This window comes from Nocardiopsis sp. NPDC050513 (assembly GCF_044457925.1).
Classification (GTDB): domain Bacteria; phylum Actinomycetota; class Actinomycetes; order Streptosporangiales; family Streptosporangiaceae; genus Nocardiopsis.
The window spans coordinates 112,295-136,975 of sequence record NZ_JBITHK010000005.1; the positions used below are offsets into that span (position 1 = coordinate 112,295).

Consider the following 24,681-nt stretch of genomic DNA (forward strand, 5'->3'; position numbering starts at 1 on the left):
CGCGGTCCCCCGACCGCCCCGACCTCACATCCCGGCGATGAGCTTCTCCACCCGCTCGTCGACCGACTTGAACGGGTCCTTGCACAGCACGGTGCGCTGTGCCTGGTCGTTGAGCTTCAGGTGCACCCAGTCGACGGTGAAGTCGCGCCGCTGCTCCTGGGCCCTCCTGATGAACTCTCCGCGCAGCCGGGCGCGCGTGGTCTGCGGCGGCACCGACTTGGCCTCGAAGATCTTCAGGTCGCCCACCACGCGCTCCATCTGACCGCGGTTCTGCATCAGGTAGAACAGCCCCCGGTCGCGGTGGATGTCGTGGTAGGTCAGGTCCAGCTGCGCCACGCGCGGCGAGGACAGCGACAGGTCGTGCTTGTCGCGGTAGCGCTCCAGCAGCAGGTACTTGGCGACCCAGTCGATCTCCCGGGACACCAGCCGCAGGTTCTGCGTCTCGACCGCCTCCAGGGTGCGCTGCCACAGCTCCAGCACGCGCTTGCCGACCGCGTCGGTGCCGTGCCGGTCGACGTACCCCTGCACCTTCTCCAGGTACTCGCGCTGGATCTCCAGCGCGCTGGCCTCGCGCCCGTTGGCCAGCCGCACCTTGCGCCGGCCGGTCATGTCGTGGCTGACCTCGCGGATCGCCCGGATCGGGTTCTCCAGGGTGTAGTCGCGCATGACCACACCGGCCTCGATCATCCGCAGCACCAGGTCGGTCGAGCCCAGCTTGAGCAGTGTCGTGGTCTCGCTCATGTTGGAGTCGCCGACGATGACGTGCAGCCTGCGGAACCGCTCGGCGTCGGCGTGCGGCTCGTCGCGGGTGTTGATGATGGGACGCGAGCGCGTGGTCGCGGAGGAGACGCCCTCCCAGATGTGTTCGGCGCGCTGGCTGACGCAGAACAGCGCGCCCCGCGGGGTCTGGAGCACCTTGCCCGCTCCGCAGATGATCTGGCGGGTGACCAGGAAGGGGATCAGCACGTCGGCCAGGCGGCCGAACTCGCCGTGCCTGCCGACCAGGTAGTTCTCGTGGCAGCCGTAGGAGTTGCCTGCCGAGTCGGTGTTGTTCTTGAACAGGTAGATGTCCCCGGCGATGCCCTCCTCGTGCAGGCGCTGTTCGGCGTCCACCTGGAGCCCCTCCAGGATGCGCTCACCCGCCTTGTCGTGGGCCACCAGGTCGGCGAGGCTGTCGCACTCGGGCGTCGCGTACTCGGGGTGGCTGCCCACGTCCAGGTACAGTCGGGCGCCGTTGCGCAGGAAGACGTTGCTGCTGCGTCCCCAGGAGACCACTCTCCGGAAGAGGTAGCGGGCGACCTCGTCGGGCGACAGGCGGCGCTGCCCCCGGAAGGTGCACGTGACTCCGTACTCGTTCTCCAGACCGAAGATCCGTCGTTCCACGCGGCCTCACCAACTTCCCGTCACCGGGGTGCGGGCGACGGGGCCTCGCCGTCCGCACCCGCCCGGCCGGTGCGGCGCGTCGGGCGCGCCGCACCGAGTTCGTCCATCAGGTCATTCGTCGGTCTGGTCCTCGTCGGTGCCGTCCCTGCCGGTGGAGGCGTCGTCGGAGGAGCCCTTGGCGGCGGTTCCGCCGCCCTTGGCCCCGCCGGACCCGCCGCGGCCGCCCGCCCGGCCCTCCTCCAGGAGGGCGGTCAGGCGCCGGCCGTGGATCCGGCGGAACTTGCGGTGCTCACGGGCCCGTTCCAGGACCGCGACCTCCAGGTTGCCCGCCTCCAGTTCCCGCTCGGAGCCGTTCTCGCGGGCCAGGGCGTGGGTGGCCGTGTTCAGCGCGGCGCTGAGCGGGGCGTCGGCGACGAACCGCTCCTTGAGCGCCGCGGCGACGCTCTCGGAGGAGCCGCCGACCGCGACGAAACCGCGCTCGTCGACGATCGAGCCGTCGAAGGTGATGCGGTAGATCTCGTCGTCGGCCGCGGCGTCGCCCACCTCGGCCACGACGATCTCCACCTCCCACGGCTTGAGGCTCTCGCTGAAGACCGTACCCAGGGTCTGGGCGTAGATGTTGGCGAGCTGGCGGCCGCTGACGTCGCGGCGGTCGTACTGGTACCCGCGCACGTCCGCGAACCGCACGCCCATCAGGCGCAGGTTCTCGAACTCGGGGTAGCGTCCGACGGCCGCGAAGCCGATGCGGTCGTAGAGTTCGCTGATCTTGTGCAGTGTGCGGGACATGTTGTCCGCGACCATGAGGATCCCGCCCTCGTACTGCAGGACGACGGCGCTGCGGCCGCGCGCGATGCCCTTGCGCGCGTAGTCCGCCTTGTCCTTCATCTGCTGTTCGGGGGCGACGTAGAACGGCATCGACACCGCGGATCGTTCCTTACCTAGTCAAGAGAAGTCTGCGTGGGGCCTCGGGCTGGATCAGCTCAACGTCGCGGTCGGGCCGTCGGGGTGCGCGGCCCGGCCCTCGACCACCTCCGTCGCCAGGCGGGCGACGTCGTCGGTCGGGACGCGGCGGTGTCCGGCCTCGGTGATGACGTCGACGAGGGGGAAGATCTTGCGGTGCAGGTCGGGGCCGCCGGTCGCGGAGTCGTCGTCGGCGGCGTCGTACAGGGACTCCAGAGCCACCCTGATGGCCCCGGTCTCGTCCATGTCGTCCCGGTAGAGCTTCTTGACGGAACCCCGGGCGTAGACCGAGCCCGAGCCGATGGAGTGGTAGCGGTGCTCCTCGTAGCGCCCGCCCACGGCGTCGTAGCTGAACACGCGGCCGGACTCGGTGGTCTCGTCGTACCCGACCAGCAGCGGGACGACGACGAAGCCCTGCATGGCCATGCCGAGGTTGCCCCGGACCATCTGGGCCAGCTTGTTCGCCTTACCCTCCAGGGAGAGCACGCGGCCCTCCATCTTCTCGTAGTGCTCCAGTTCCACCTGGTAGAGGCGGGCCAGTTCGATGCCGATCCCCGCGGAGCCGGCGATCGCGACCGCGGAGAACTCGTCCGTGCGGAACAGTTTCTCCATGTCCCGGTTGGCGATCACGTTGCCCTGGGTGGCCCGCCGGTCCCCGGCCATGACCACGCCCCCGGGGAAGGTCAGGGCGACGATGGTCGTCGCGTCGGGCGTGAGGTGCTCGGTCCCCCCACCTGAGGGCAGATGGTGGCCGGGCAACAGCTCGGGGCTGACCGATCGGACGAACTCGGTGAAGGACGAGGTTCCCGCACTCATGAACGCGGCGGGCAACCGTCCGCCCTCGAACCCTTCGAACACGCGACTCCCTCCACTCGCGTCCCACCCCGTCATGGGGGCGGATGGGACGCCTGTCATCTCGTTGTCGACGGCCGGACGCTGTTCCCGGCCGATGGAATCGACCCTAGTCGTGCGCGGGGCGGTGCCGGTGGCGCGGGAGTGCGCTGTCAGCGAACCACCGCCGGGCCGCTACTGGCCGCCCTTCTGCACGAACTGCCGGACGAAGTCCTCAGCGTTGCTCTCCAGCACGTCGTCGATCTCGTCGAGGATGTCGTCGACCTCCTCGTCCAACCGGTCCTTCGTCTCCTGGACGTCCGTCGTGGCCTCGGTCTCCTCGACCTCGGTCTCTCGGCGGGATGCGTGCTTCTGGCCGCCGGTGTCCTTCGTCGCCATGGCTGGCTACCTCCCGTTCGGGGCTCTCGCCCTTATCTTGGCCCAACGACGGGCGGCTCAACCCCCTTCCCGATGCCCGATACTCGCTAGTTACCTCGGATCGTCCCCTGTGCCCGGGCATGGCCCAGCGCGGAGGGGACTCCGGCCGGGCCCGCCCGGTCCGCCCCACGACGGCGGTGGGACGCGCCGTCCGGGGAACCCGGGGCCCCTTGACGCGCGCGTCAACCCCCATACCACAGGGCCCGTAAAGGCCCGAAGATCCCACTGAGGACACCCGTCCCAGGACACGTCCGTGACCTCGCGTGTTAAGAACATGTGACATCGAACTGACGGACGGAGCGGCGAGAGATTGGCCGGATCCGGCCACACACGCCCTCTTGCGACTTCCGAAGCGTCACCGCGAGTGATCGATCCGACGCGCAAAGCCAAGGTCACACGCGTGGCGACTACGCGTAGCCACGGCCGATCGAGCCGGTGATCGGGTGATCCTGCACGGCCCTGAATAGTTTCATGGGAAGAGGGTCTTTCCCTCTCCAAATTGCCCACTTATCGTGTGGAATCGTTTACCGGATGTCTCGGTGAGCACCGGTGGGCGAAGACTCCTTCCCTGCCGGACAGGGGCGGTTCTCCCCCAGGGAACCCGCCCCGTTCCCCCGTCAATCCCCCCCAGGAGAGTAGGGATCAATGCGACCCTCCCCCGTTATCTCCGCAATCGGCACCGGCGCGCTCGCCTTCGGCCTGGCCATCACCATGGCCCCGGGCGTGAACGCCGGAACCGCTCCCACCCTTCCGTCCCCCCGGACCCCCGTCGCCGATGACGAGGCGTCCACGATGCTCGAAGCACTCCAGAGGGATCTCGACCTCACCCCGTTCGAGGCCGAGGAACTCCTGGAGGCCCAGGAACAGGCCATCGACCTGGACGAGGAGGCCACCGAGGCCGCCGGCGCCGCCTACGCGGGCTCGCTGTTCGACACCGACACCCTCGAACTCACCGTCCTGGTGACCGACGCCGAGGCGGCCGAGGCGGTGGAGGCCGCCGGCGCCGACGCCGAGGTCGTCTCGTACGGCGTCGACGGCCTGTCCGACATCGTCGAGGACCTCAACGCCGCCGACGCCGACAGCGACGTCGTCGGCTGGTACCCCGACGTGGCCAGCGACAGCGTGGTCGTCGAGGTCGTCGAGGGCTCCGGCGTCGACGTCGACGCCCTCGTCGAGGCAGCGGGCGTCGACCCGTCGGCCATCGAGGTCCAGGAGGTCTCCGAACAGCCCGAGACCTACGCCGACATCATCGGCGGCCTGGCCTACTACATGAGCTCCGGCGGTCGCTGCTCGGTCGGCTTCCCCGCCACCAACAGCTCCGGCCAGCCGGGCTTCGTCACGGCGGGCCACTGCGGCACGGTCGGCACCGGCGTCACCATCGGCAACGGCCGGGGCACCTTCGAGCGCTCCGTCTTCCCCGGCAACGACGCCGCGTTCGTCCGCGGAACGTCCAACTTCACCCTGTACAACCTGGTGTACCGCTACAGCGGCTACCAGTCCGTGACGGGCAGCAACGCCGCCCCGATCGGCTCGTCCATCTGCCGTTCCGGATCCACCACCGGCTGGCACTGCGGCACCATCCAGGCCCGCAACCAGACCGTCCGGTACCCGCAGGGCACCGTCTACTACCTGACCCGCACCAACGTGTGCGCCGAGCCCGGCGACTCCGGCGGCTCCTTCATCTCCGGCACGCAGGCGCAGGGCGTCACCTCCGGTGGCTCCGGCAACTGCAGCAGCGGCGGCACCACCTTCTACCAGGAGGTCGACCCGATGGAGAGCTCCTGGGGAGTGCGCCTGCGCACCAGCTAGGCGAAACCAACCGACCCCACCCCCTCCCCCAGGTGTCCCCGTCCGCGCGTCGCGCGGGCGGGGACGCCCCCGTTCGGGAGAGGACCCGGGCGGACGCGCCCCGGAGGGGCCCTGCGGGAGGGACCGGGCACGGGGGAGTCCGGACCGAGGCCGCTCAGGCGGCCGCGCCCTCCTCCGCCCGGTGCGCGATCCGCCCGTCCAGGACGGTCAGCCAGGCGCCCACCTCGCGCAGGCGCTCCGGCGGCAGCGCCTCGACGTCCCGGTCGAGCACCACCAGGTCGGCCAGGTAGCCGGGGCGCAGCGCGCCCAGCCGGTCCTCCACACCCACCGCGTGCGCGGCGTCCAGGGTGTGCGCCCGCAGCGCCTCGTGCAGGGTCACCGCCTGTTCCACACCGATCGGGTCCCCCTCGCGGGTGGTCCGGCACACCGCGTTGGCCACGGTGTCCATCGGTCGCAGGCTGGAGACGAAGGAGTCGCTGGACAGCACCGGCCGCAGCCCCAGGTCGATCTCCTCGCGCATCGGCTGGAGGCGGTGCGCCCGCTCCCCCATGCGGCGGAGGAAGTCGCGTCCGCTGTCGTGCAGGAAGTTGGGCTGGTTGACCGGGATGACGCCGTAGTCGGTGAACCGCTTGACCTGTTCGGGCGTGGGGTACCCGCAGTGCTCCACGCGCGGACGCGGGTCGGGGCCCGACACCCGCGCGGCCGACGCGATGGCGGCGAGCGTGTGCTCCATGGCCGCGTCGCCCTGGGTGTGGACGGCGACCTGCCACCCCTCGCGCGCGGCGCGCGTCACCAGGTCCGCCAGCTGGTCGGGGTGGTGGTACAGGCTGCCCGCGAACTCGCCGCGCTCGCCGTAGGGCACGGTGAACCTGGCGGTGCCGCCCAGCAGGGTGCCGTCGGAGTAGAACTTCATACCGGTCAGCCGCAGCCAGTCGTCGCCGAAGGGACTGGCCAGCCCGGCCTGGGTGAGGGCGTCCAGCTGGTGGGAGAGCGGCATGCCGAACGTGCGCAGCGGCAGCGTCCCGGCCGCGCGCGCCGCGCGGTACACGCGCAGCTCGCGGGCGGAGACCTGCGGGTCGCACACGGTGGTCACCCCCGCCGAGAGGTAGGGCCCGGCCGCGTCGGCCAGCCAGCCCAGCAGGTGCTCGGAGGGCAGGTCGGTGTGGAAGTTGGGCCCGTGGCAGCCGATGTCGACCGCCAGCGGCAGCAGCAGCTCCATCGCCGAGTCCAGCACCATGCCGGTCAGACGGCCGCCCTCGTCGCGTACGAAGGAGCCGCCCTCGGGGTCCGGGACGTCCTCGCCGATCCCGCTCCACGCCAGCGCGGCCGAGTTGACCACGGCCTGGTGGCCGGAGACGTGGTAGACGATCACCGGGTGCTCGGTGGTGGCCTCGTCCAGGTGGCGGCGGGTGGGACGGCCCCCCGGGTACTTGGCGTCGTCCATGGAGAAGGCGCGGATCCACTGCCCGGCGGGGGTGCGCGCCGCCTCCTCGGCGATGACCGCGGCCAGGTCCGCGGCGCTGCCCACCCGCGGGTAGCGCGCGTCCACCGCGGCCAGCGACTCGGCCGTGGACAGCAGGTGGTTGTGCGGGTCGATGAACCCGGGGACGACGGTGCGACCGCCCGCGTCCACGGCCTCGGCGCCCGGACCGGCCGCCGCGCGGGCCCGCTCCTCGGTCCCCGCGAGCACGACACGGCCGTCGCGCACGGCCACCGCGCTCGCGCGGGGATGGGCGTCGTCCATGGTCAGGACGGAGGCGTTGTGGATGATCAGACCGGACACGGGTGCTGTTCTCCTCGTCGGGACGGGGCCGCCGGGCCGGGCGGCCCGGCGGGTTCGGGGAAGGACCGGAATCAGGCGGGCAGCGTCTCGGCGTCCCGCAGGCGGGGCGCCCGTGCCAGGCAGGCGATGCTCACCAGGGCCATGGCCACCAGCAGCGCGACGACGGACACGATGCTGCCGGTCAGGGCGTACAGCGCGGTGCAGGCCAGCGGGGACAGACCGCCGAACAGGGCTCCGGCGACCTGGTAGGAGACCGAGATGCCGGTGTAGCGCACATGCGGCGGGAACATCTGCGCGAGCACGCGGGCGATCGGGCCGTAGACCGCCGCCATCGCCACGCGCATCAGGCACAGCATCAGCAGGATCAACGCGGTGCTGCCGGTGTCCAGGACGAGGAACTGCGGCAGGGCCAGCACCGCCACGGCCGCCAGGCCGAACGTGACGATCCGCGCCGTGCCGAAGCGGTCGCCCAGCCACGCCATGCCCACGGTCGCGATGAGCTCGACGAACGCGGCCAGGGTCAGGCCGTTGAGGATGACCTGCTCGCTGATCCCGACCTCGGTGACGCCGTAGGCCTGGAGGAACGTGGTCACGACGTAGTAGCCGCCGACGGCGACCGGCAGGACGCCGATGCCCAGCACGATGGCGCGCCAGGAGGTGCGCACGGCCTCCCGCAGCGGCGGCCCCTCGGGCTCGGCGGGCCGGCTCTCCCGCACCGCCGTGAACACCGGCGACTCCTCGACCTTGAGGCGGACCACCAGGCCGACCAGGACCAGCAGGAAGGAGGCCAGGAACGGCAGGCGCCAGCCCCACGTGTAGAGCAGGTCGGGGTCCCAGGCGGTGATCAGGCCGAACGACCCGGTCGCCAGGAGCGCGCCCGCCGGGTTGCCGAGTTGGGCGAAGGAGCCGTAGAAGGTCTTGCGCTCCTCGGGGGCGGACTCGACCGCCATCAGGACCGCGCCGCCCCACTCGCCGCCGACCGCGATGCCCTGCACGAAGCGCAGCACCACCAGCAGGAGCGGGGCGAGCGGGCCCACCTGTTCGTAGGTCGGCAGCAGACCCACGCAGAAGGTGGCCACACCCATCATGAGCAGGGTGGTCACCAGGGCGGACTTGCGGCCGACCCGGTCGCCGAAGTGCCCGAAGACCACACCGCCGAGCGGGCGGGCGAAGAACCCCACGGCGAACGTCGCGAAGGACGCCATCAGGCCGACCACCGGGTCGATGCCGCTGGGGAAGAACAGGGAGCCGAAGACCAGGCCCGCCGCCGTCGCGTAGACGTAGAAGTCGAACCACTCGATCGTCGTCCCGACGAACGCGGCGACGGCCGCGCGCGCCGGGTGCGCGGCCGTGGGGGATGTCCGGTCGGTCATGGTTCCTCCGTTGTGCGGTCCAGGCGCCCGGACGGCCCCGAGAGGGTTCCGCCGCAGGCAGGGGCGAGTGCGTCAAGGAGACGGTAAACACTCCCCACCCCGGCCCGCCGGGTCGCAGCGCACATGGCACCCTGTGACAAATGTGCGCGACGCACACCCCAGGGAGGCACCGATGACGATCACCGTCCGCGACATCGCCGCGGACCCCGCTCTGGAGGTGCGCGCCGTGGCCGGCCACCGGGGGTTGGACCGGCCCGTCCGGTGGGCCCACGTCACCGAACTCCACGACCCCGTGCACTGGCTGCGCGGCGGCGAACTCGTGCTCACCGCGGGCATGGGCTTCGGCGACACCGCCGACGAACGCCGCGCCTACGTGCGCCGGCTCCACGACGCCGGATGCGTCGGCGTGGGCGTGGCCGTCGACGCGTGGACCGGCGGCGTCCCCGACCAGATCCTCGCCGAGGCCGAACGCCTGGGCCTGCCCGTGCTCCAGGTGGAGGGCGAGACCCCGTTCATCGCCGTCGTCGAGACCGTCGCCGAACACCACGCGGCCGAGCGCACCCGCGAGCAGTCCCGCGTCCTGGCCGCCCAGGACGCGATGGCGCGCGCCGCGCTGCGCACCGGACCCCCCGGGGTGATGGCCGAACTCGCCTCGGCCACCCACGGCCAGACCCTCCTGCTCGACCGCAACGGCACGACCACGGCGGCCGTGCCGGGCGCCGAACCGCCCTGGCACGCCCTGGTCCGCGCGTCCGTGCTCGACCGGGCACGCCGCCCCAGGGGCATGACCGTCCTGGAGGACGGGGAGGCGGCCGTCCTCCTCCAGACCCTGGGCTCCTCCGGCCGCGTCCTGGGCTGGCTCGCCCTGCGCAGCCCCTCCCCCGTGTCCCCGCACACCAGGATGCTCGCCAACGACGCGGCCTCCCTGCTGGCCGTGGACCTGCTGCACTCACGCCGCGCCCGCCGGACCCTGTACCGCGAGCGCGCGCCGCTGCTGCGCGCCGCCGTCCTGGGCACGTCCCTGCCGGCCTCGCTGCTCACCCTGCCCGAACCGCCGTGGGAGGTCGTGTGCCTGCCCTGCGCCGACCCCCGGGCCCTGCTGGACGAGGCGGCCGACACCCTCGTCGACGTGCTCGGCGACACCGACGCCGCCCGCCGGGCCGGGTTGTGCGGGATCGACGACGCGCTCGTCGCGGTGCTGCCCGACCACCGGCCCCGTCACGGAGAACGCCTCTGGACGGCGCTGTCCGGGCTCGTGCCCGGCGCGGGAGCCTGCGGGGCGCGCGGCCCCGCCGAACTGGCCTCGGCGGTCGACCGCGCCCGGCACGCGGCCGACGAGGGGTACCGGCACGTCGACGAGGCGGGGGCCTGGGAACTGCTGCGCTCGTCGGTCCCGCCGGAGGGGACGCGCGCGTTCGACCAGGCCGTCCTGGGGGCTCTGCGCGAACACGACGCGCGGCACGGCACGGATCTCGTCCACACGCTGCGCCACTACCTCGACCAGGGCGCCCAGGTGGAGGCGACCGCGCGGGAGCTGGGGGTGCACCGCAACACGCTGCGCGCCCGACTGCGCGTGGCCGAACGCGTCATGGGCCGCGACCTGCGGGACGCGCGGGCCCGGCTGGAGCTCTGGACGGCGCTGAACCTGGAGCCGATGCCCTGCCGCGACGGAACCTGGCACACGTGAGCTGGCCGACACCCCGCGCCTGGGCTACGGTTCCTGCATGGCCAAGCGCGAGGAGACGACGATCGGGCCGTCCGGCATCTGCCGACGCGGCCACCACGAGTGGCAGCACGTGCCGCCCGGCGGGAAGCGCCTGGTGTGCGCGCGGTGTCAGTCGATGTCGATGACCAACTACGGCGCCGCGTGCCGCGGCGACTGCACCGAGTGCCGCCCGCGCGAACTCGGCGCCGCCGACGCCTGACCGTCCCCCCGGCGCGGGCCGAAGCGCTCCCGGTACACCGCCGGGCTCACCCCCGTCTGTGCGCGCACGCCGCTGCGCAGGTTGCTCGCCGTGCCCAGACCGCTCGCCCGCGCGATCGCCTCGAAACCCATGCCGCCCAGTTCGATGAGGCGGCAGGCCAACAGGACGCGCTCGGACCGCAGCCACGCCAGCGGCGTGGTGCCGAGTTCGGCGCGGAACCTCCGGTGCAGGGTCGCCTGGCTCACCGCCGCGCGCGCCGCCAGGTCGGCGACGGACAGCGGTCGGTCCAGGCGTTCACGGGCCCAGTCCAGGACCGGGGCCAGCGACGTGTCCGCGACCGCGGGCACCGGATGGGGCACGAACTGGCGCTGGCCGCCCTCCCGGTGGCCCGTGAAGACCAGGCGCCTGCTCACGGTGTTCGCCGTCCGCGCCCCGTGGTCGCGTCGGATCACGTGCAGGCCCAGGTCCAGGGCCGAGGCGCTGCCCGCCGCCGTGAGCACGTCGCCGTCGTCCACGAACAGGACGTCCCGCTCCAGCCTGACGCGGGGGTGCAGACGCGCGAACAGCTCCTCGTGCCGCCAGTGCGTCGCCGCGCGGCGGCCGTCCAACAGACCCGTCGCGGCCAGCGTGAAGGAACCCGTGCAGAAGCTGACCAGGCGTGCGCCCCGGTCGCCCGCGTCGCGGACGGCGTCGACCACGTCCCCCCGCGGGGGCACCCACGGGTCGGGCCGGTTGGGCACGATCACGGTGTCGGCCTCGGCGAGCGCCTCCAGCCCGGCCATGTCCGACATGCTGAACATGCCCCGGTGGACGCCGACCCGACGCGCCGGTGAGCACACGGTGAGCCGGTACCAGGGGTGGTCGAGCTCGGGTCGGCGCAGTCCGAACAGCTCGGTGGCCACGCCCAGCTCGAACGGGTTGGAGCCGTCGTCGACGACGAGGACGACATGGTGCGAGGATCCTTGCGGCATATGCGATTCCTAGCACTTCCCCACCCCGCGAGCCGACGCCAGGATGCCGGTATGAAGCGAACCATCAGCCTGCACACCGCCCTGGCCTCGTTCGACCAGCTGTGGAGCCCGCGCGTCCTGGCCCGCGTCAACGGCCACGACGTGCGCGTGGCCAAGGTCCGGGGCGAGCACGTGTGGCACGCCCACGACGACACCGACGAGTTCTTCCTCGTCATCGACGGCCGGCTTCGGATCCGCCTGCGCGAGGGCGCCGACGAGCGCGTGGTCGACCTCGACCGGGGCGAGGTGTTCGTGGTGCCCCGCGGCACGGAGCACCGACCGGAGTCGGCCGGGGGCGCGTCGATCCTCATGTTCGAGCGCACCGGGACGCTCACGGTCGGCGACCGCCACGAGGACGTCCCCGACCGTGTCGACGCCACCACCGGCCACCCCCTGGACGGGGTCTGACGAGCGGCCGCATCCCCGCTGCGCGGGGCGCGCCTTCCCGAAGGTCGCCCCGTCAGGAGCGCTGTCCGGTGAGGATGGCCACCAGGTCGGCCGCCGTCGGCGAGTTGTCCAGCAGCTGACCCACGTGCTCCTTCGTCCCCCGGCGGGGCTCCAGGGTGGGCACGCGCTGGAGCGAGTCGTATCCCGGCAGGTCGAAGATCACCGAGTCCCACGACGCGGCCGCCACCTCGTCGGCGTACTTGGCCAGGCACCGGCCCCGGAAGTAGGCCCGGGTGTCGTCCGGCGGCTCCGTGATCGCCCGCGTCACCTCCGGCTCCTCCAGCAACCGCCGCATCCGCCCGCGCGCCGCGAGCCGGTTGTAGATCCCCTTGTCGGCGCGCACGTCCGAGTACTGCAGGTCCACCAGCTGGAGCCGCGGGTGCGACCAGTCCAGCCCGTCACGCGACCGGTACCCCTCCAGGACCTTGAGCTTGGCCACCCAGTCCAGCTCCGCGGCCAGGTCCATCGGGTCGTTGCCCAGCCGCGTCAGCACCGACTCCCAGCGGTCCAGGATGTCCGCCGTGTCCGGGTCGACGTCGGTGCCGAACCGGTCCTCGACGTACTTGCGTGCCTGGTCGAGGTACTCGCCCTGCAGCTCCAGCGCGGTCATCCGCCGCCCGTCGCGCAGCCGTACCCGGTGCGTCAGCCCCGGGTCGTGCGAGATCGCCCGCAGATCCGCGACCGGCGTCTCCAACGACAGGTCCACGCTGATGAACCCGTCCTCGATCATCGCCAGCACCAGCGCCGTCGTGCCCAGCTTGAGGTACGTGGAGACCTCGCTCATGTTGGCGTCGCCGATGATCACGTGCAGCCGACGGTAGCGGTCGGGGTCGGCGTGCGGCTCGTCCCGCGTGTTGATGATCGGACGCTTGAGCGTGGTCTCCAGACCCACCTCGACCTCGAAGAAGTCCGCGCGCTGGGAGAGCTGGAACCCGGTGCCCTGACCGTCGGCGCCGATGCCGACCTTCCCCGCGCCGCACACCACCTGCCGCGACACGAAGAACGGGATCAGGTGCCGCACGATGTCCCCGAACGGCGTCGACCGGTCCATCAGGTAGTTCTCGTGGCACCCGTACGAGGCGCCCTTGTTGTCGGTGTTGTTCTTGTACAGCTGGATCGGGTCGATCCCCGGCGTCGCCCCCGCCCGCGCGGCCGCGTCCGCCATCACCCGCTCCCCCGCCTTGTCCCACAGCACCGCGTCGCGCGGGTTGGTGACCTCGGGCGCCGAGTACTCGGGGTGGGCGTGGTCGACGTACAGCCGGGCGCCGTTGGTGAGGATGACGTTGGCCAGCCCCAGGTCCTCGTCGGTGAGCTGCGTCGGGTCGGCCACCTCCCGCGCCAGGTCGAATCCGCGCGCGTCGCGCAGCGGGTTCTCCTCCTCGAAGTCCCACCGGGCGCGCCGCGCCCGTGCCGCCGAGGCGGCCAGGTAGGCGTTGACCACCTGGGTGGAGGTCACCATCGCGTTGGCCCCGGGGTTGCCTGGCACGGAGATCCCGTACTCGGTCTCGATACCCATAATCCGCCGCACACTCATGATGAGAGGTTATCCGCCAGGGCCGGGTCTTGAACGCCTCCGCGCCAATCGTGGCCCAAGTGCCGTCTCCCCGGGCGTTTCACAACGGCGGGCGGCTCGGGCGTCCGCGCACGTCGACCGGGCTCTCGCGGCACGCGGGCAGACGGTCGGGCACGCCCGGGATCGCGCACGGCACAACGCGGGGGAGACGAGGACCGTCGGCACGGCAAGGGGCCGACCGGAATGCCCGGTCGGCCCCGAATGCCGTTTTTCTACAGGTACTGACCCGTGTTCGGCACCGTGTCGATGCTCCGTCCGGAGTCGGCGCCCTTCTTGCCGGTCACCAGGGTCCGGATGTAGACGATGCGCTCACCCTTCTTACCGGAGATCCGCGCCCAGTCGTCCGGGTTGGTGGTGTTCGGCAGGTCCTCGTTCTCACTGAACTCGTCGACGCAGGCCTGCATCAGGTGCGAGACCCGGATGCCCTTGGACTCGTTGTCGATGAAGTCCTTGATGGCCATCTTCTTCGCCCGCGAGACGATGTTCTCGATCATCGCGCCGGAGTTGAAGTCCTTGAAGTACAGGACCTCCTTGTCCCCGTTGGCGTAGGTGACCTCCAGGAACCGGTTCTCCTCGCCCTCGGTGTACATCCGCTCCACGACCCGCTGGATCATGGCCTCCACCGTGGCCTTGGCCGACCCGCCGTGCTCGGCCATGTCCTCGTCGTGCAACGGCAGGTTCGGGGTGATGTACTTGCCGAAGATGTCGCGGGCCGCCTCGGCGTCGGGCCGCTCGATCTTGATCTTGACGTCCAGCCGCCCCGGCCGCAGGATCGCCGGGTCGATCATGTCCTCCCGGTTGGAGGCGCCGATGACGATGACGTTCTCCAGGCCCTCCACACCGTCGATCTCGCTCAGCAGCTGCGGAACGATCGTGTTCTCCACGTCGGAGGACACACCCGAACCACGCGTGCGGAAGATCGAGTCCATCTCGTCGAAGAACACGATGACCGGCGTGCCCTCGGAGGCCTTCTCCCGGGCCCGCTGGAAGACCAGGCGGATGTGCCGCTCGGTCTCACCCACGTACTTGTTGAGCAGCTCCGGGCCCTTGATGTTGAGGAAGAAACTCTTGCCGACGTCGCGGCCGGTCCGCTCGGCCACCTGCTTGGCCAGCGAGTTGGCCACCGCCTTGGCGATGAGCGTCTTGCCGCACCCGGGCGGCCCGTACAGCAGCACGCCCTTGGGCGGCCGCAGCTGGTGCTCGTAGAACAGATCCTTGTGCAGGTAGGGCAACTCGACCGCGTCGCGGATCATCTCGATCTGGCCCGACAGACCGCCGATGTCGGAGTAGGCGATGTCCGGGACCTCCTCGAGGATGAGCTCCTCGACCTCGGACTTGGGGATCCGCTCGTACACGTACCCGGACCGCGGCTCCAGCAGCAGCGAGTCCCCGGGCCGCACCGGCTCGTCGCGCAACGGGTCGGCCAGCCGGACGATCCGCTCCTCGTCGTGGTGCGAGATCACCAGGGCCCGCTCGCCGTCCTCCAGCAGCTCCTTGAGCATGACGACCTCGCCGACGGTCTCGAAGGACTCGACCTCGACGACGTTGAACGCCTCGTTGAGCATGACCTCCTGGCCCGGGCGCAGCGCGTCCAGTTCCACCGAGGGGCTGACGTTGACCCTCATCTTGCGGCCGTTGGTGAAGATCTCGACCGTCTCGTCCTCACGTGACCCCAGATAGACGCCGAACCCGGACGGCGGCTGCGCCAACCGGTCGACCTCCTCCTTCAGGGCGACGATCTGCTCGCGGGCTTCCTTGAGCGTGGAGACGAGCCGTTCGTTCTGGCCGTTGGCCGCGGCGAGGTTGGCCTGGGCCTCCCTCAGCCGCTCCTCCAGCAGGCGTACATGTCGGGGCGAGTCAGCGAGCTTACGCCGAACCACGCTGAGTTCCTTTTCCATGTAGGAGACCTGAGCCGTGAGTTCAGCGACTTCACGGTCCCGGTCGCTCTGACGCTCGTCGTCGCGCTCGGCCACGTCCGCCACCTCCCTTTGAGAAGGACGACTACTCGGGAGCCTACCTACCCCTGCCCATTTCCTAACCTCCCACCTACGGCGAGTGTCGAAGGCCTCATTTATCGACCTTGCGTATGACCAGGTCACAGTGGTAGCGGATGGTCGGACGTAATGAGAAAGTAACCTCCGTGCCGGGCCCCGGCCAAGAACTCACCAGCTCCGGACGGCCCCGTCGCCGCACGTCGCGGGCGACGCGGCCGGAACCGTGACCGCCCCCCGCACACACGAACGGGCCCGCCCGCCCCCCGCTTCCGGTGGAGCGGACGGACCCGTGGCGCCGGATCGCGGCCGTGGACACGGCCTCAGTCCCGCGCCGTCTCCCCCTCGGCCCGCTCCCGGGCGCCGGCCCCGGGCCCGGCCGGACCCTTCTCCGCCGCCCGCGCGGCCTCGAAGTCCTTGCCGTAGGCGCCCTTGGCCGGACGGCGCCGCCGCTCGGGCGCCCGCGCGCCGTCCGCAAGCCGCCGCGCGGTCACCAGGAACCCGGTGTGCCCGATCATCCGGTGGTCCGGGCGCACCGCCAGCCCCTCCACGTGCCAGGTGCGCAGCATCGTCTCCCACGAACGCGGCTCGTAGAACCGGTCGTCCTCGCGCAACTCCTCGACCACCCGCGACAGCTGTGTCGTCGTGGCCACGTAGCAGCACACCAGCCCGCCCGGGATCAGGGCGCGCGCGACCGCCTCCAGGCACTCCCACGGCGCGAGCATGTCCAGGAACACCCGGTCCACGTCCGTCTCGTCCAGGCACTCGACCAGGTCCCCGACGGTCAGCCTCCACGCCGGGTGGGGCCCGCCGTGGAACCGCTCGACGTTCTTGCGCGCGATCTCGGCGAAGTCGGCGCGGCGCTCGTAGGAGTGCACCATCCCCCGCTCGCCGACCGCGCGCAGCAGCCAGTTGGACATGGCACCCGACCCGGCGCCGGCCTCCACGACCCGCGCGCCCGGGAAGATGTCCGCCTCCACCAGCACCTGGGCGGCGTCCTTGGGGTAGACGATCGTCGCGCCGCGCTTCATCGACAGCGTGTAGTCGATCAGCAGCGGACGCAGCGCCACGTACGAGGTCCCGGTGTTGGAGACCACCACACTGCCCTCGGGCCGCCCGATCAGGTCGTCGTGGTCGACCTTGCCCTTGTGCGAGTGGAAGGCGCCGCCCTCGCTCAGCGTGATGGTGTGCATCCGGCCCTTGGGGTCGGTCAGCTGCACGGTGTCGCCGTCGGTGAAGGGGCCGCGGCGGCCATGGATACCGGTCAACGTCGCTCTCGTCTTCCCACGTCGCGTTTGGTCGGGCAATCGCCCAGAGTATCGGCCCGCCGGTACCGCCCCGACCACGCCGGAGCCCGCGCCACGCCCGGTGACTTCCGGTCCGCCGACGCCACAGGGCAGTATCGGCGGGAGCGGCCCGCACGGGCCCCGCGCACGACCACGGCACCAGGGGAGACCACGACCCATGTCACAGCCGACCACCGGCCTGGGAATCGACATCGGCGGCAGCGGTATCAAGGGAGCGCCCGTCGACCTCACGAACGGCGAGTTCACCGCCGAGCGGCTGAAGATCCCCACCCCCGAACTCTCCGCGCCCGACGAGGTCGCCGACATCGTGGGCCGGATCGTCGCCCACTTCCCCGAGTCCGCGGACGGCCCCCTCGGCGTCACCTTCCCCGGCATCGTGCAGAACGGCGTCGTCCGCACGGCCGCCAACCTCGACAGCGCCTGGATCGGCACCGACGCCCGCGCCCTGTTCACCGAGGCCGCCGGACGCCCGGTCCGGGTCCTCAACGACGCCGACGCCGCCGCCGTCGCCGAGGTCCGCTTCGGCGCCGCCCAGGGCGTGTCCGGCGTGGTCCTGCTGACCACCCTGGGCACCGGGATCGGCTCCGCCCTGCTCGTCGACGGCCACCTGGTGCCCAACACCGAGTTCGGCCACCTGGAGATCCACGGCCACGACGCCGAGACCCGCGCCTCCTCGGCCGCGCGCAAGCGCGACGGGCTCACCTACGAGGAGTGGGCGCACCACCGGCTCCAGCGCTACTTCCGCGTGGTCGAGGACCTGCTGTGGCCGGACCTGATCGTCGTCGGGGGCGGAGTGAGCCGCAAGGCCGACCGCTTCCTCCCGCTGCTGGACATCCGCACCCCGGTCGTCCCGGCCGCGCTGCTCAACACGGCCGGGATCGTCGGCGCGGCCCTGGCCGCCGCCGACCACCCGCCGTCCTGACGACCCACCGCCCTGCCGAGCCCGGGTCACGGATGCAGCCCGAGCCCCCTCACCGTCTTGTCCACCTGGCCGCGCGGCCCGTACACGGCCACGCCCGCCAGCGACAGCCCCTCGGCGGGCACGGCACGCACGGCGGCCCGGTTGTCGTCGTCGTTGCCGGTCTTGAACAGCTCCTCGGTGTACACCGCCGCGGCCAGCCCCCGCGAGCGGGCCCGCTCCAGGGTCCGGGCCAGCGTCCGCGCGTCGGCGGCGAAGACGAGGACGGGTTCGCGGAACATCGGCAGGTAGGTGTTCCCGGACCCGTCCTCGTACGGCTCCCCCATCGATCCGGGGTTCCCGCCCGCGACGCCGCTGCTGAGGAAGGCGGTCACGTTCAGCTTCTGCCACACGGCCAGGTCCTCACGGACGGCCACGGCGATCTTGGTGTCGAAACGCATGCGCCGACGATCGCGTACACCGCCCCCGCGGTCTTGAACGCTCGTGCGCGCGCAGGCCACGGCGGCCGCACCGCGCCCGGCGCGCGACAATGGGACCATGACGCAGGACTGGGCCAGGTACTGGCGCTCCCCTGACCGGCCGCTGGAGGCGATGCACGCCCACTTCGAACGCCACGTCTACCACCGGCACAGCCACGACACCTACTCGTTCGGCGTGACGGAGTCGGGGCTCCAGGCCTTCCACTGCCGGGGCGGCGCGCACACGAGCACGCCCGGCACGGTCCTCGCCTTCAACCCCGACGACCCCCACGACGGCCACGCCGAAGCCGAACCCGGCTTCACCTACCGGATCGTGCACATCGGCCCCGACCTGGTACGCGAGGTGCTCGCCGACACCGCCGACGGCCGCGGCGCGCTCCCCCTCTTCCCCGACCCGCTGGTCCGCTCCCCCGCCCTGGCCGCCGACCTGCGCCGCCTGCACACCGCCCTCCTGAACGGATCCCCCCGCCTGGCCGCCGACGAGGTCCTGCACGGCGCGGTCCTGTCGGCGGTCCGGCACGGAGCCACCGCCCCGCCCCCGACCGCCGCGGTCTCCGACGCCGACGCCGCGCGGGTCGCGCGCAGCGTGCGCGAAGCCCTCCACGAGCACCTGGCCGAGGACCTCGGCGCGCAGGACCTCGCACGCGCCGCCGGGCGCAGCCGCTTCGCCGTCTACCGGGCCTTCCGCGCCGTGGAGGGCATGGCCCCCAGCGACTACCAGCGCCAGCTGCGGCTCCGACGGGCCCGCGCCCTCATCGCCACCGGTGTGCCCCTGGCCGAGGCCGCCGCCCTCGTGGGCTTCGCCGACCAGAGCCACCTCACCCGGTGGTTCACGCGCTACTACGGCGTCTCCCCCGGCGTCTACCGCGCGGCGGAGGGGCACGCCGTCCACATCGGCCCGCCGCCGACGGCCAGCCGGTGCCCGGTCGGCGACCGGGCACCGGAGCCGGGAGGCTCCACTCACCGCAAGGGACGGAGGGGCGGTGAGCAGGGGAGCGTCTCGGCCGTCTCGGGCCGTGCGGGGTGAGCGGGCGGGGCAGGGCAGGGCCCCGTGCAGAGGGAGACTGGGTTTCGGGGAAGCCCAGACCCCACCCGCTCACCGGGCGTGGACATGGCACACGCCCGCAGGTGCGCGAGGTTCAGGGGACCTCGCGCGTGTTCAGGGTTCGCCGAGCGACGCGGACAGGGCGCCCGCGATCCGCCGGGCCGCGTCCGAGGTCCGAGCGACCGGAGAGAGCGGAACCCCCGCCAGCGCCGAGGACACCCCCTCCTGGAGCGGCCACCGCATCCACCACCACAGGCCGCCCCGGTGCGGGCGCAGCAACGCCCGCTGCGGCCTCGACACGGGACCGGCGTCGACCGTGCCGGACACCCCGTCCTCGCGTACCTCCACCCCGTGCGACCTCAGCTCCACGGCCAACCCCCGCAGGGCACGGCCGACCGCGTCCGTCCGACCGCCCGCCTCGGCCGCCGGGACGGAGCCGTCCGCACCGACGTCCTCGGACCGACCCTCACCCCCACGCCCACACGCTGCCAGACTCGGACCACCCGCTGACGGGGTCTCAACGGTCACGGGGCCTCCCTCCCAGGTGCTCCAGATCCACCGGCGACCTACGACCTCTGCCACTCTGCCGTATCCGGAGAGTGATGAACCGCTCCTATGCGTATCGCGCATGCCTCCTTCTTTCTCGCACATAGCCCCCGAGCGCCACGGAAGTCCCTAACCTAGGCTCATGCCCCAACCCGACGGCGTACTCCCGCCCGATCTGTGGACCCGGCCGCGCATCGCGGCCGCGCTGGCCACCTGCGACATGGCGACGGTCATCGAGGGCGTCCGCGAGGCTCGCGGATGGTCCCAGGGCGACCTCGCCCGCGCGGTCGACTACTCCCAGAGCTGGGTCTCCCGCGTCGTCAACGGCCAGCAGTCGCTCACCGTCAGCCAGGTCCAGGACCTCGCCCGACGCCTGGCGATCCCGCTGCACCTGATCCGCTTCGCCGACGACCCGCACCGGGACGGCCGCGACCAGAAGGGAGTGGACGACACGCGACGACGCGACTTCGGACGAGTGGTCGCCGCCGGCGCCCTGGTCACCACCGTGTCCCACCCCCCGGGACGGGACGGCGCACCGCACCCGGTCAACGAGACGACCGCCCCGGCGCTGCGCTCGATCACCGGCGGACAACGGCGGATGGACGCCACGTCCTCCGCCCGCCACCTCCTGCCCAGCGCGGTGGCGCACGTGCATTTGGCCGAGCAGATGCTCACGCATTCGCGCGGGACACCGTTCTTCACGGAACTCAGCGCCGCCGCCAGCGAGGCCTCCGGGTTCGCCGCCTGGCTCCACGCCGACCAGGGCGACATGGGCTCGGCCCGCATGCACTACCGCACCGCCGTCGTGCGCGCCCGCCAGGCGGGGATGCGCCTCCTCGACGTGTACATGCTCGGCTCCCTGGCCGCCTTCGAGATCGACACCGCCGAGGACCCCGAACTCGGGCTCGGCCTGGTCCGCGAGGCCGAACACGTCCTCGGCCCCGCCGCCCACCCCACCGCCCGCGCCTGGCTCAACTGCGTGGCCGCGCTCGCGCACGCCGGGACCGGAGACCGCTCCGCCGCCGCCCGGGCGCTCGGCCGGGCCGACCGCGAAGTATCCCGCCCCGGCAACGCCGACCCGCCCTGGCCCTGGGTCTTCGCCTTCGACGAGGCCAAGGTCGCCGGATACCGGGCGCTCGTCGGGGTACGCCTGCGCCAGCCCCGCGACGCCCGCGCCGCCTTCGACGAGGCCTTCGGCGCCGCCTCGCCCAGCGTCAAGCAGTCCGCCGTCCTCCAGGTCGAGCTGGCCTGCGCCCACGCCGAGGCCGGAGACGTCGACGAGGCCTTCCGTCTGGCCCAGGAGGCCCTGACCACCGGCATCCGCTTCGGCTCCGAGCGCGTCATCGGACGCGTCCGCAGTTTCCGCCGCCGCTACCGGGGCCCGCGCGCCCGGTGCGTCGACGCCCTCGACGACCGGCTCACCTCGCTCATGACCGGTCTGCCCGCCGCTGGGTAGATAGGCGGCGAATCGACCAGTAGGGAGGTTTCGTGATCCGCATCGGCATCACTGGACACCGCGCACTGCCCCCCGACGTCAGCGCACGCGTCGCCGACCTGATCGCCACCCACCTGGAACCGTACGGATGCGAGATGGTCGGACTGTCCTGTCTGGCCGACGGCGCCGACACCGTCTTCGCCGAGGCGGTCGTCGCCGCGGGCGCGCCGCTGGAGGTGATCGTCCCGGCCCTCGGCTACCGCGACGCCCTGCCCACCGGACACCACCGCGTCTACGACCGCCTCCTGGGACAGGCCGTCCTCGTGCACACGCTCCAGAACACCGCGTCCACCCCCGGGGCCCACATGGCCGCCGGACGGACGCTCGTGGACCGCTGCGACCAGCTCGTCGCCGTCTGGGACGGCCTCCCCGCACGCGGCCCCGGAGGCACCGCCGACGTCGTCGCCTACGCGCGTGAGCGCTTCCGCCCGGTCACCGTGATCTGGCCCCGGGGCGCACGGCGGTAGCCGGCCCCCGGCCCACCCGTCACCGCCCGGGGGCGCTCCGCGGACGGGTGGGCCACCGCCCTCGAACGGCGCCTCCGGCCCAGCAGCGCCCCTATCCCCGACCCGTCATCGCCGCGTTGACGTCCACGGACCGCAGCACCCCGAACACCCGCCCGTCCCCGTCCACCACCAGATACTCCGGCAGCGGACGGCTCGTCAACTCCTCCACCAGCGCCTCACCCTCCAGATCCGCCGACACCACCGCGCCCCGGGTCACCGCCCGCGACACACTCGACACCGGGACCCACGCCCGACGCCCCTCGGTGATCGCCGCGGCCGCCGCCTCGTGCACGATCGACACCGCCGTCCCCGCCGCGTCCACCACCACGATCGCGGCGGCGCCGTGCTCCCCCGCCCGGCGCTCCGCCTCCGCCAGGGGGGTGTCGCCCGGCACCGTCACCGCGGGCCGCGCCAACGCCCGCGCCCGCAACCCCGGCACCCGGGCGCGCACCCGCGCGGTGGCCAGCGCCTCCGTCGAGCCCATCCACATGAACCCGCCCAGGACCAGCCCCCACACGATCGCCCACGGGCTCGGCCGACCGCCCGCCGACCACGCGAACACGAACGGCAGCGCGATCACCACCGCCGCCAGGAGCCGACCGCCCCAGGCCGCCACCACGCTGCCCACGAACGGCCGACCCGTCAGCTTCCACACCCCGGCGCGCAGCAGCCGCCCGCCGTCGAGCGGCAACCCCGGCAGCAGGTTGAACACACCCACCAGCAGGTTGGCCACCCACAACTGGAACAACAGCTCGCCCGTCACGCTGAACGGATCCGCCACCGACGCCAACACGTACGCCCCGGCCGCCAGCCCCAACGACAACAGCGGCCCGGCGAACGCGATCCAGAACTCCCGCCCGGGCGTGGGCGCCTCCTTCTCGATCTCCGAGACGCCGCCCAGCACGTACAGCACGATGCGACGCACGGGCAGCCCGAACCCGCGCGCCACCACCGAATGCGCCAACTCGTGCACCAGCACCGACGCGTACAGCAGGATCGCGAACACGAACGCCAACACGTACGCCGACGGCCCCAGCGCCAGCCGGTTCTGCACGATCCCGCCGTAGACCAGGGTGATCAGCACCGCCACGATCAACCACGAGGACGTCACGTACACCGGAATGCCGAAGGGGCGGCCGAGCAGGAGCCCCGGCTTCGAGGAGCGCTCACGGGACACGGGCCTGGAGTCGTCGTTGGTCACGCTCACAGACTAGGCCGTACCCCCAGGCACCGCCGCCCGGCCCGACCGGCCTCCGTCGGTCACGGCCCTCTCGTAGGCTCGTGGCATGACCACCGCTCCGCTCCCGTCCGCCCTCTCCCCCTCCCGCGCCTCCGACTTCCTGCAGTGCCCGCTGCTGTTCCGGTTCCGCGCCATCGACAAGATCCCCGAACCGCCCAGTTCCGCCGCCCTGCGCGGCACCCTCGTCCACGCCTGCCTGGAGCGGCTCTACGAACTCCCCGCCGAGACCCGCACCGCCCGCACCGCCGTCGGCCTGGTCGAGCCCCAGTGGGAGAGACTGCGCGCCGAGCGCCCCGAGGTCGACGGCCTGTTCGCCGACGACGCCGAACGCGACGCCTGGCTGGAGTCCGCCCGCGCCCTGGTCACGCGCTACTTCGATCTGGAGAACCCGGCCGCCCTGGAGCCCCGCGACCGGGAGATGCGCCTGGACGTGTCCCTGCCCTCCGGGCTGCGCCTGCGTGGCTACGTGGACCGCCTGGACGTCGCCCCCTCCGGCCAGATCCGCGTCGTCGACTACAAGACCGGCAAGTCCCCCCACCCCCGCTTCGAGGACAAGGCCAAGTTCCAGGTCTTCTTCTACGCCGTCATGATCTGGCGCGACCTCGGCGTCGTCCCCGCGCGCCTCCAACTCGTCTACCTCGGCGGCGACGGCGCCGTCCGCTGGTACGACCCCACCGAGGACGAACTGCGCGCCGCCGAGGCGGAGATCGGTCGCATCTGGGACCGCATCGAGGAGGCCGGCCGCACGGGCGTCTGGGAACCTCGACGCAGCAAGCTCTGCGGCTGGTGCGACCACCAGGCCCTCTGCCCCGAGTTCGGCGGCACCCCGCCCCCGCTGCCCACCCGCTGAGCCGCGCGTGCGGCCCCCTCCCGGAGTGCGGCAGAATCGACGCCGTGCCCGTCTCAGTTCTGCTCGTCGACGACCAACCGCTCGTCCGCGCGGGCTTCCGCATGATCCTGGAGGCCACCGACCACCTGTCCGTGGTGGGTGAGGCCTCCGACGGCCGCGAGGCCGTCGACGCCGCCCGCCGTCTCCTGCCCGACGTCGTCCTCATGGACGTGCGCATGCCCGGAATGGACGGCGTCGAGGCCACCGGACGGATCACCCGGTGGGCCGCGCGGCTCGGACACGACATCCGCGTCCTCGCGCTGACCACCTTCGACCTCGACGAGTACGTGACCGGCGTCCTGCGCGCGGGCGCGGCCGGCTTCCTGCTCAAGGACGCCCCGCCCGCCGAACTCGTCGCCTCCGTCGAGGTCGTCGCCGACGGCGGCGCGGTCGTCACCCCCGCCGTCCTCGAACGGCTCCTGCGCCGCTGGGCGCCCCGCCTGCCCGCCGACCCCGCCCGCGAGCCCGCACCCGACGACCCGCTCACCGCCCGCGAACACGAGGTGCTGCGCCTGGTCGCCCGCGGCTGGAGCAACGCCGAGATCGCCGAACACCTGGTCCTCGGCGAGACCACCGTCAAGTCCCACGTCGGCCGCGTCCTCACCAAGCTCGGCCTCCGCGACCGCGTCCAGGCCGTCGTGCACGCCTACGAGACCGGTCTGGTGCGCCCCAGCGACCCCGCCCCCTGACCCGACCCGGCGCCCGGCGCGTCGCCGTCAGCCTCCCGGCCGC

At 72.4% G+C, this 24,681-nt stretch carries 23 protein-coding genes; 10 read left to right on the forward strand and 13 right to left on the reverse strand.

Annotated elements, in window-relative coordinates; translation table 11 throughout:
* Positions 1-24 precede the first annotated feature (24 nt).
* From pafA to ACIBFB_RS10825, 4 genes are all read right to left on the reverse strand, one after another.
* Positions 25-1,383: a Pup--protein ligase gene (gene pafA / locus ACIBFB_RS10810; RefSeq protein WP_397228658.1), complete on the reverse strand. Its 1,359-nt coding sequence runs from the start codon at positions 1,381-1,383 to the stop codon at positions 25-27.
* A 111-nt stretch (positions 1,384-1,494) separates the two neighbouring features.
* Entirely contained in the window at positions 1,495-2,304 is an 810-nt protein-coding gene (gene prcA / locus ACIBFB_RS10815) for a proteasome subunit alpha (RefSeq protein WP_397228660.1), read from the reverse strand.
* A 54-nt stretch (positions 2,305-2,358) separates the two neighbouring features.
* Complete coding sequence (gene prcB, locus ACIBFB_RS10820) at positions 2,359-3,201, reverse strand: proteasome subunit beta (protein ID WP_397228662.1); 843 nt, start codon at positions 3,199-3,201, stop codon at positions 2,359-2,361.
* 168 nt (positions 3,202-3,369) lie between these two features.
* Entirely contained in the window at positions 3,370-3,573 is a 204-nt protein-coding gene (locus tag ACIBFB_RS10825) for a ubiquitin-like protein Pup (protein ID WP_397228664.1), read from the reverse strand.
* Between the two features lie 684 nt (positions 3,574-4,257).
* On the opposite strand from ACIBFB_RS10825, the gene ACIBFB_RS10830 reads away from it, so the two are divergent.
* Positions 4,258-5,421: a S1 family peptidase gene (locus tag ACIBFB_RS10830; protein ID WP_397228666.1), complete on the forward strand. Its 1,164-nt coding sequence runs from the start codon at positions 4,258-4,260 to the stop codon at positions 5,419-5,421.
* Between the two features lie 154 nt (positions 5,422-5,575).
* Here ACIBFB_RS10830 and ACIBFB_RS10835 read toward each other — a convergent pair whose 3' ends face one another.
* Positions 5,576-7,204, reverse strand: a complete 1,629-nt coding sequence (locus ACIBFB_RS10835; RefSeq protein WP_397228668.1) for an amidohydrolase — start codon at positions 7,202-7,204, stop codon at positions 5,576-5,578.
* Between the two features lie 71 nt (positions 7,205-7,275).
* Positions 7,276-8,577 carry an MFS transporter gene (locus ACIBFB_RS10840; protein ID WP_397228670.1) on the reverse strand — a complete coding sequence of 434 codons (1,302 nt, stop codon included), beginning with the start codon at positions 8,575-8,577 and terminating at the stop codon, positions 7,276-7,278.
* A gap of 172 nt (positions 8,578-8,749) precedes the next feature.
* Here ACIBFB_RS10840 and ACIBFB_RS10845 point away from each other — a divergent pair, with 172 nt between their 5' ends.
* Positions 8,750-10,264: a PucR family transcriptional regulator gene (locus ACIBFB_RS10845; RefSeq protein ID WP_397228672.1), complete on the forward strand. Its 1,515-nt coding sequence runs from the start codon at positions 8,750-8,752 to the stop codon at positions 10,262-10,264.
* Positions 10,265-10,301: 37 nt separating this feature from the next.
* The gene (locus ACIBFB_RS10850) at positions 10,302-10,502 is read left to right on the forward strand and encodes a hypothetical protein (protein WP_397228674.1); all 201 of its coding nucleotides are present in this window, start codon (positions 10,302-10,304) and stop codon (positions 10,500-10,502) included.
* Here ACIBFB_RS10850 and ACIBFB_RS10855 read toward each other — a convergent pair.
* Positions 10,433-11,473, reverse strand: a complete 1,041-nt coding sequence (locus ACIBFB_RS10855; RefSeq protein ID WP_397228676.1) for a helix-turn-helix domain-containing protein — start codon at positions 11,471-11,473, stop codon at positions 10,433-10,435. The two genes, ACIBFB_RS10850 and ACIBFB_RS10855, sit on opposite strands and share 70 nt — an antisense overlap.
* A 51-nt stretch (positions 11,474-11,524) precedes the next feature.
* Here ACIBFB_RS10855 and ACIBFB_RS10860 point away from each other — a divergent pair, with 51 nt between their 5' ends.
* Entirely contained in the window at positions 11,525-11,920 is a 396-nt protein-coding gene (locus ACIBFB_RS10860; protein WP_397228678.1) for a cupin domain-containing protein, read from the forward strand.
* Between the two features lie 52 nt (positions 11,921-11,972).
* Here ACIBFB_RS10860 and dop read toward each other — a convergent pair whose 3' ends face one another.
* From dop to ACIBFB_RS10875, 3 genes are all read right to left on the reverse strand, one after another.
* Positions 11,973-13,493, reverse strand: a complete 1,521-nt coding sequence (dop, locus tag ACIBFB_RS10865) for a depupylase/deamidase Dop (protein ID WP_397228680.1) — start codon at positions 13,491-13,493, stop codon at positions 11,973-11,975.
* Positions 13,494-13,744: 251 nt separating this feature from the next.
* A complete protein-coding gene (gene arc, locus ACIBFB_RS10870; RefSeq protein WP_397228682.1) occupies positions 13,745-15,514 on the reverse strand; it encodes a proteasome ATPase in 1,770 nt (589 codons plus the stop codon).
* A 332-nt stretch (positions 15,515-15,846) separates the two neighbouring features.
* A complete protein-coding gene (locus ACIBFB_RS10875; protein ID WP_397228684.1) occupies positions 15,847-16,791 on the reverse strand; it encodes a tRNA (adenine-N1)-methyltransferase in 945 nt (314 codons plus the stop codon).
* 196 nt (positions 16,792-16,987) lie between these two features.
* Here ACIBFB_RS10875 and ppgK point away from each other — a divergent pair, with 196 nt between their 5' ends.
* The gene (gene ppgK / locus ACIBFB_RS10880; RefSeq protein WP_397228686.1) at positions 16,988-17,752 is read left to right on the forward strand and encodes a polyphosphate--glucose phosphotransferase; all 765 of its coding nucleotides are present in this window, start codon (positions 16,988-16,990) and stop codon (positions 17,750-17,752) included.
* Positions 17,753-17,778: 26 nt separating this feature from the next.
* Here ppgK and ACIBFB_RS10885 read toward each other — a convergent pair whose 3' ends face one another.
* Positions 17,779-18,189: a DUF2000 family protein gene (locus ACIBFB_RS10885; RefSeq protein ID WP_397228688.1), complete on the reverse strand. Its 411-nt coding sequence runs from the start codon at positions 18,187-18,189 to the stop codon at positions 17,779-17,781.
* A gap of 97 nt (positions 18,190-18,286) precedes the next feature.
* On the opposite strand from ACIBFB_RS10885, the gene ACIBFB_RS10890 reads away from it, so the two are divergent.
* Entirely contained in the window at positions 18,287-19,255 is a 969-nt protein-coding gene (locus ACIBFB_RS10890; RefSeq protein WP_397228690.1) for an AraC family transcriptional regulator, read from the forward strand.
* A 132-nt stretch (positions 19,256-19,387) separates the two neighbouring features.
* Here the strand turns inward: ACIBFB_RS10890 and ACIBFB_RS10895 are convergent, their stop codons facing one another.
* Positions 19,388-19,801, reverse strand: a complete 414-nt coding sequence (locus ACIBFB_RS10895) for a hypothetical protein (RefSeq protein ID WP_397228692.1) — start codon at positions 19,799-19,801, stop codon at positions 19,388-19,390.
* 160 nt (positions 19,802-19,961) lie between these two features.
* Between ACIBFB_RS10895 and ACIBFB_RS10900 the strand changes: the two genes are divergently transcribed.
* Both ACIBFB_RS10900 and ACIBFB_RS10905 read left to right on the forward strand, forming a co-directional pair.
* Complete coding sequence (locus ACIBFB_RS10900; RefSeq protein WP_397228694.1) at positions 19,962-21,275, forward strand: multiprotein-bridging factor 1 family protein; 1,314 nt, start codon at positions 19,962-19,964, stop codon at positions 21,273-21,275.
* A 32-nt stretch (positions 21,276-21,307) separates the two neighbouring features.
* Entirely contained in the window at positions 21,308-21,781 is a 474-nt protein-coding gene (locus ACIBFB_RS10905; protein ID WP_397228696.1) for a hypothetical protein, read from the forward strand.
* 91 nt (positions 21,782-21,872) lie between these two features.
* Here the strand turns inward: ACIBFB_RS10905 and ACIBFB_RS10910 are convergent, their stop codons facing one another.
* Positions 21,873-23,021 (reverse strand): site-2 protease family protein, encoded by a 1,149-nt coding sequence (locus tag ACIBFB_RS10910; protein WP_397228698.1) that lies wholly within the window; start codon positions 23,019-23,021, stop codon positions 21,873-21,875.
* A gap of 85 nt (positions 23,022-23,106) precedes the next feature.
* Between ACIBFB_RS10910 and ACIBFB_RS10915 the strand changes: the two genes are divergently transcribed.
* A complete protein-coding gene (locus tag ACIBFB_RS10915; protein WP_397228700.1) occupies positions 23,107-23,910 on the forward strand; it encodes a RecB family exonuclease in 804 nt (267 codons plus the stop codon).
* A gap of 44 nt (positions 23,911-23,954) precedes the next feature.
* Positions 23,955-24,638 (forward strand): response regulator, encoded by a 684-nt coding sequence (locus tag ACIBFB_RS10920; protein ID WP_397228702.1) that lies wholly within the window; start codon positions 23,955-23,957, stop codon positions 24,636-24,638.
* The last annotated feature ends 43 nt before the right edge of the window (positions 24,639-24,681 follow it).

Excerpts from the sequence above, each read along its gene's own strand:
- ACIBFB_RS10825 (WP_397228664.1), bottom strand. The coding sequence starts at position 3,573 with ATGGCGACGAAGGACACCGGCGGCCAGAAGCACGCATCCCGCCGAGAG.
- ACIBFB_RS10830 (WP_397228666.1), top strand. The coding sequence starts at position 4,258 with ATGCGACCCTCCCCCGTTATCTCCGCAATCGGCACCGGCGCGCTCGCC.
- ACIBFB_RS10840 (WP_397228670.1), bottom strand. The coding sequence starts at position 8,577 with ATGACCGACCGGACATCCCCCACGGCCGCGCACCCGGCGCGCGCGGCC.
- ACIBFB_RS10845 (WP_397228672.1), top strand. The coding sequence starts at position 8,750 with ATGACGATCACCGTCCGCGACATCGCCGCGGACCCCGCTCTGGAGGTG.
- ACIBFB_RS10850 (WP_397228674.1), top strand. The coding sequence starts at position 10,302 with ATGGCCAAGCGCGAGGAGACGACGATCGGGCCGTCCGGCATCTGCCGA.
- ACIBFB_RS10855 (WP_397228676.1), bottom strand. The coding sequence starts at position 11,473 with ATGCCGCAAGGATCCTCGCACCATGTCGTCCTCGTCGTCGACGACGGC.
- ACIBFB_RS10860 (WP_397228678.1), top strand. The coding sequence starts at position 11,525 with ATGAAGCGAACCATCAGCCTGCACACCGCCCTGGCCTCGTTCGACCAG.
- dop (WP_397228680.1), bottom strand. The coding sequence starts at position 13,493 with ATGAGTGTGCGGCGGATTATGGGTATCGAGACCGAGTACGGGATCTCC.
- ppgK (WP_397228686.1), top strand. The coding sequence starts at position 16,988 with ATGTCACAGCCGACCACCGGCCTGGGAATCGACATCGGCGGCAGCGGT.
- ACIBFB_RS10885 (WP_397228688.1), bottom strand. The coding sequence starts at position 18,189 with ATGCGTTTCGACACCAAGATCGCCGTGGCCGTCCGTGAGGACCTGGCC.
- ACIBFB_RS10890 (WP_397228690.1), top strand. The coding sequence starts at position 18,287 with ATGACGCAGGACTGGGCCAGGTACTGGCGCTCCCCTGACCGGCCGCTG.
- ACIBFB_RS10900 (WP_397228694.1), top strand. The coding sequence starts at position 19,962 with ATGCCCCAACCCGACGGCGTACTCCCGCCCGATCTGTGGACCCGGCCG.
- ACIBFB_RS10915 (WP_397228700.1), top strand. The coding sequence starts at position 23,107 with ATGACCACCGCTCCGCTCCCGTCCGCCCTCTCCCCCTCCCGCGCCTCC.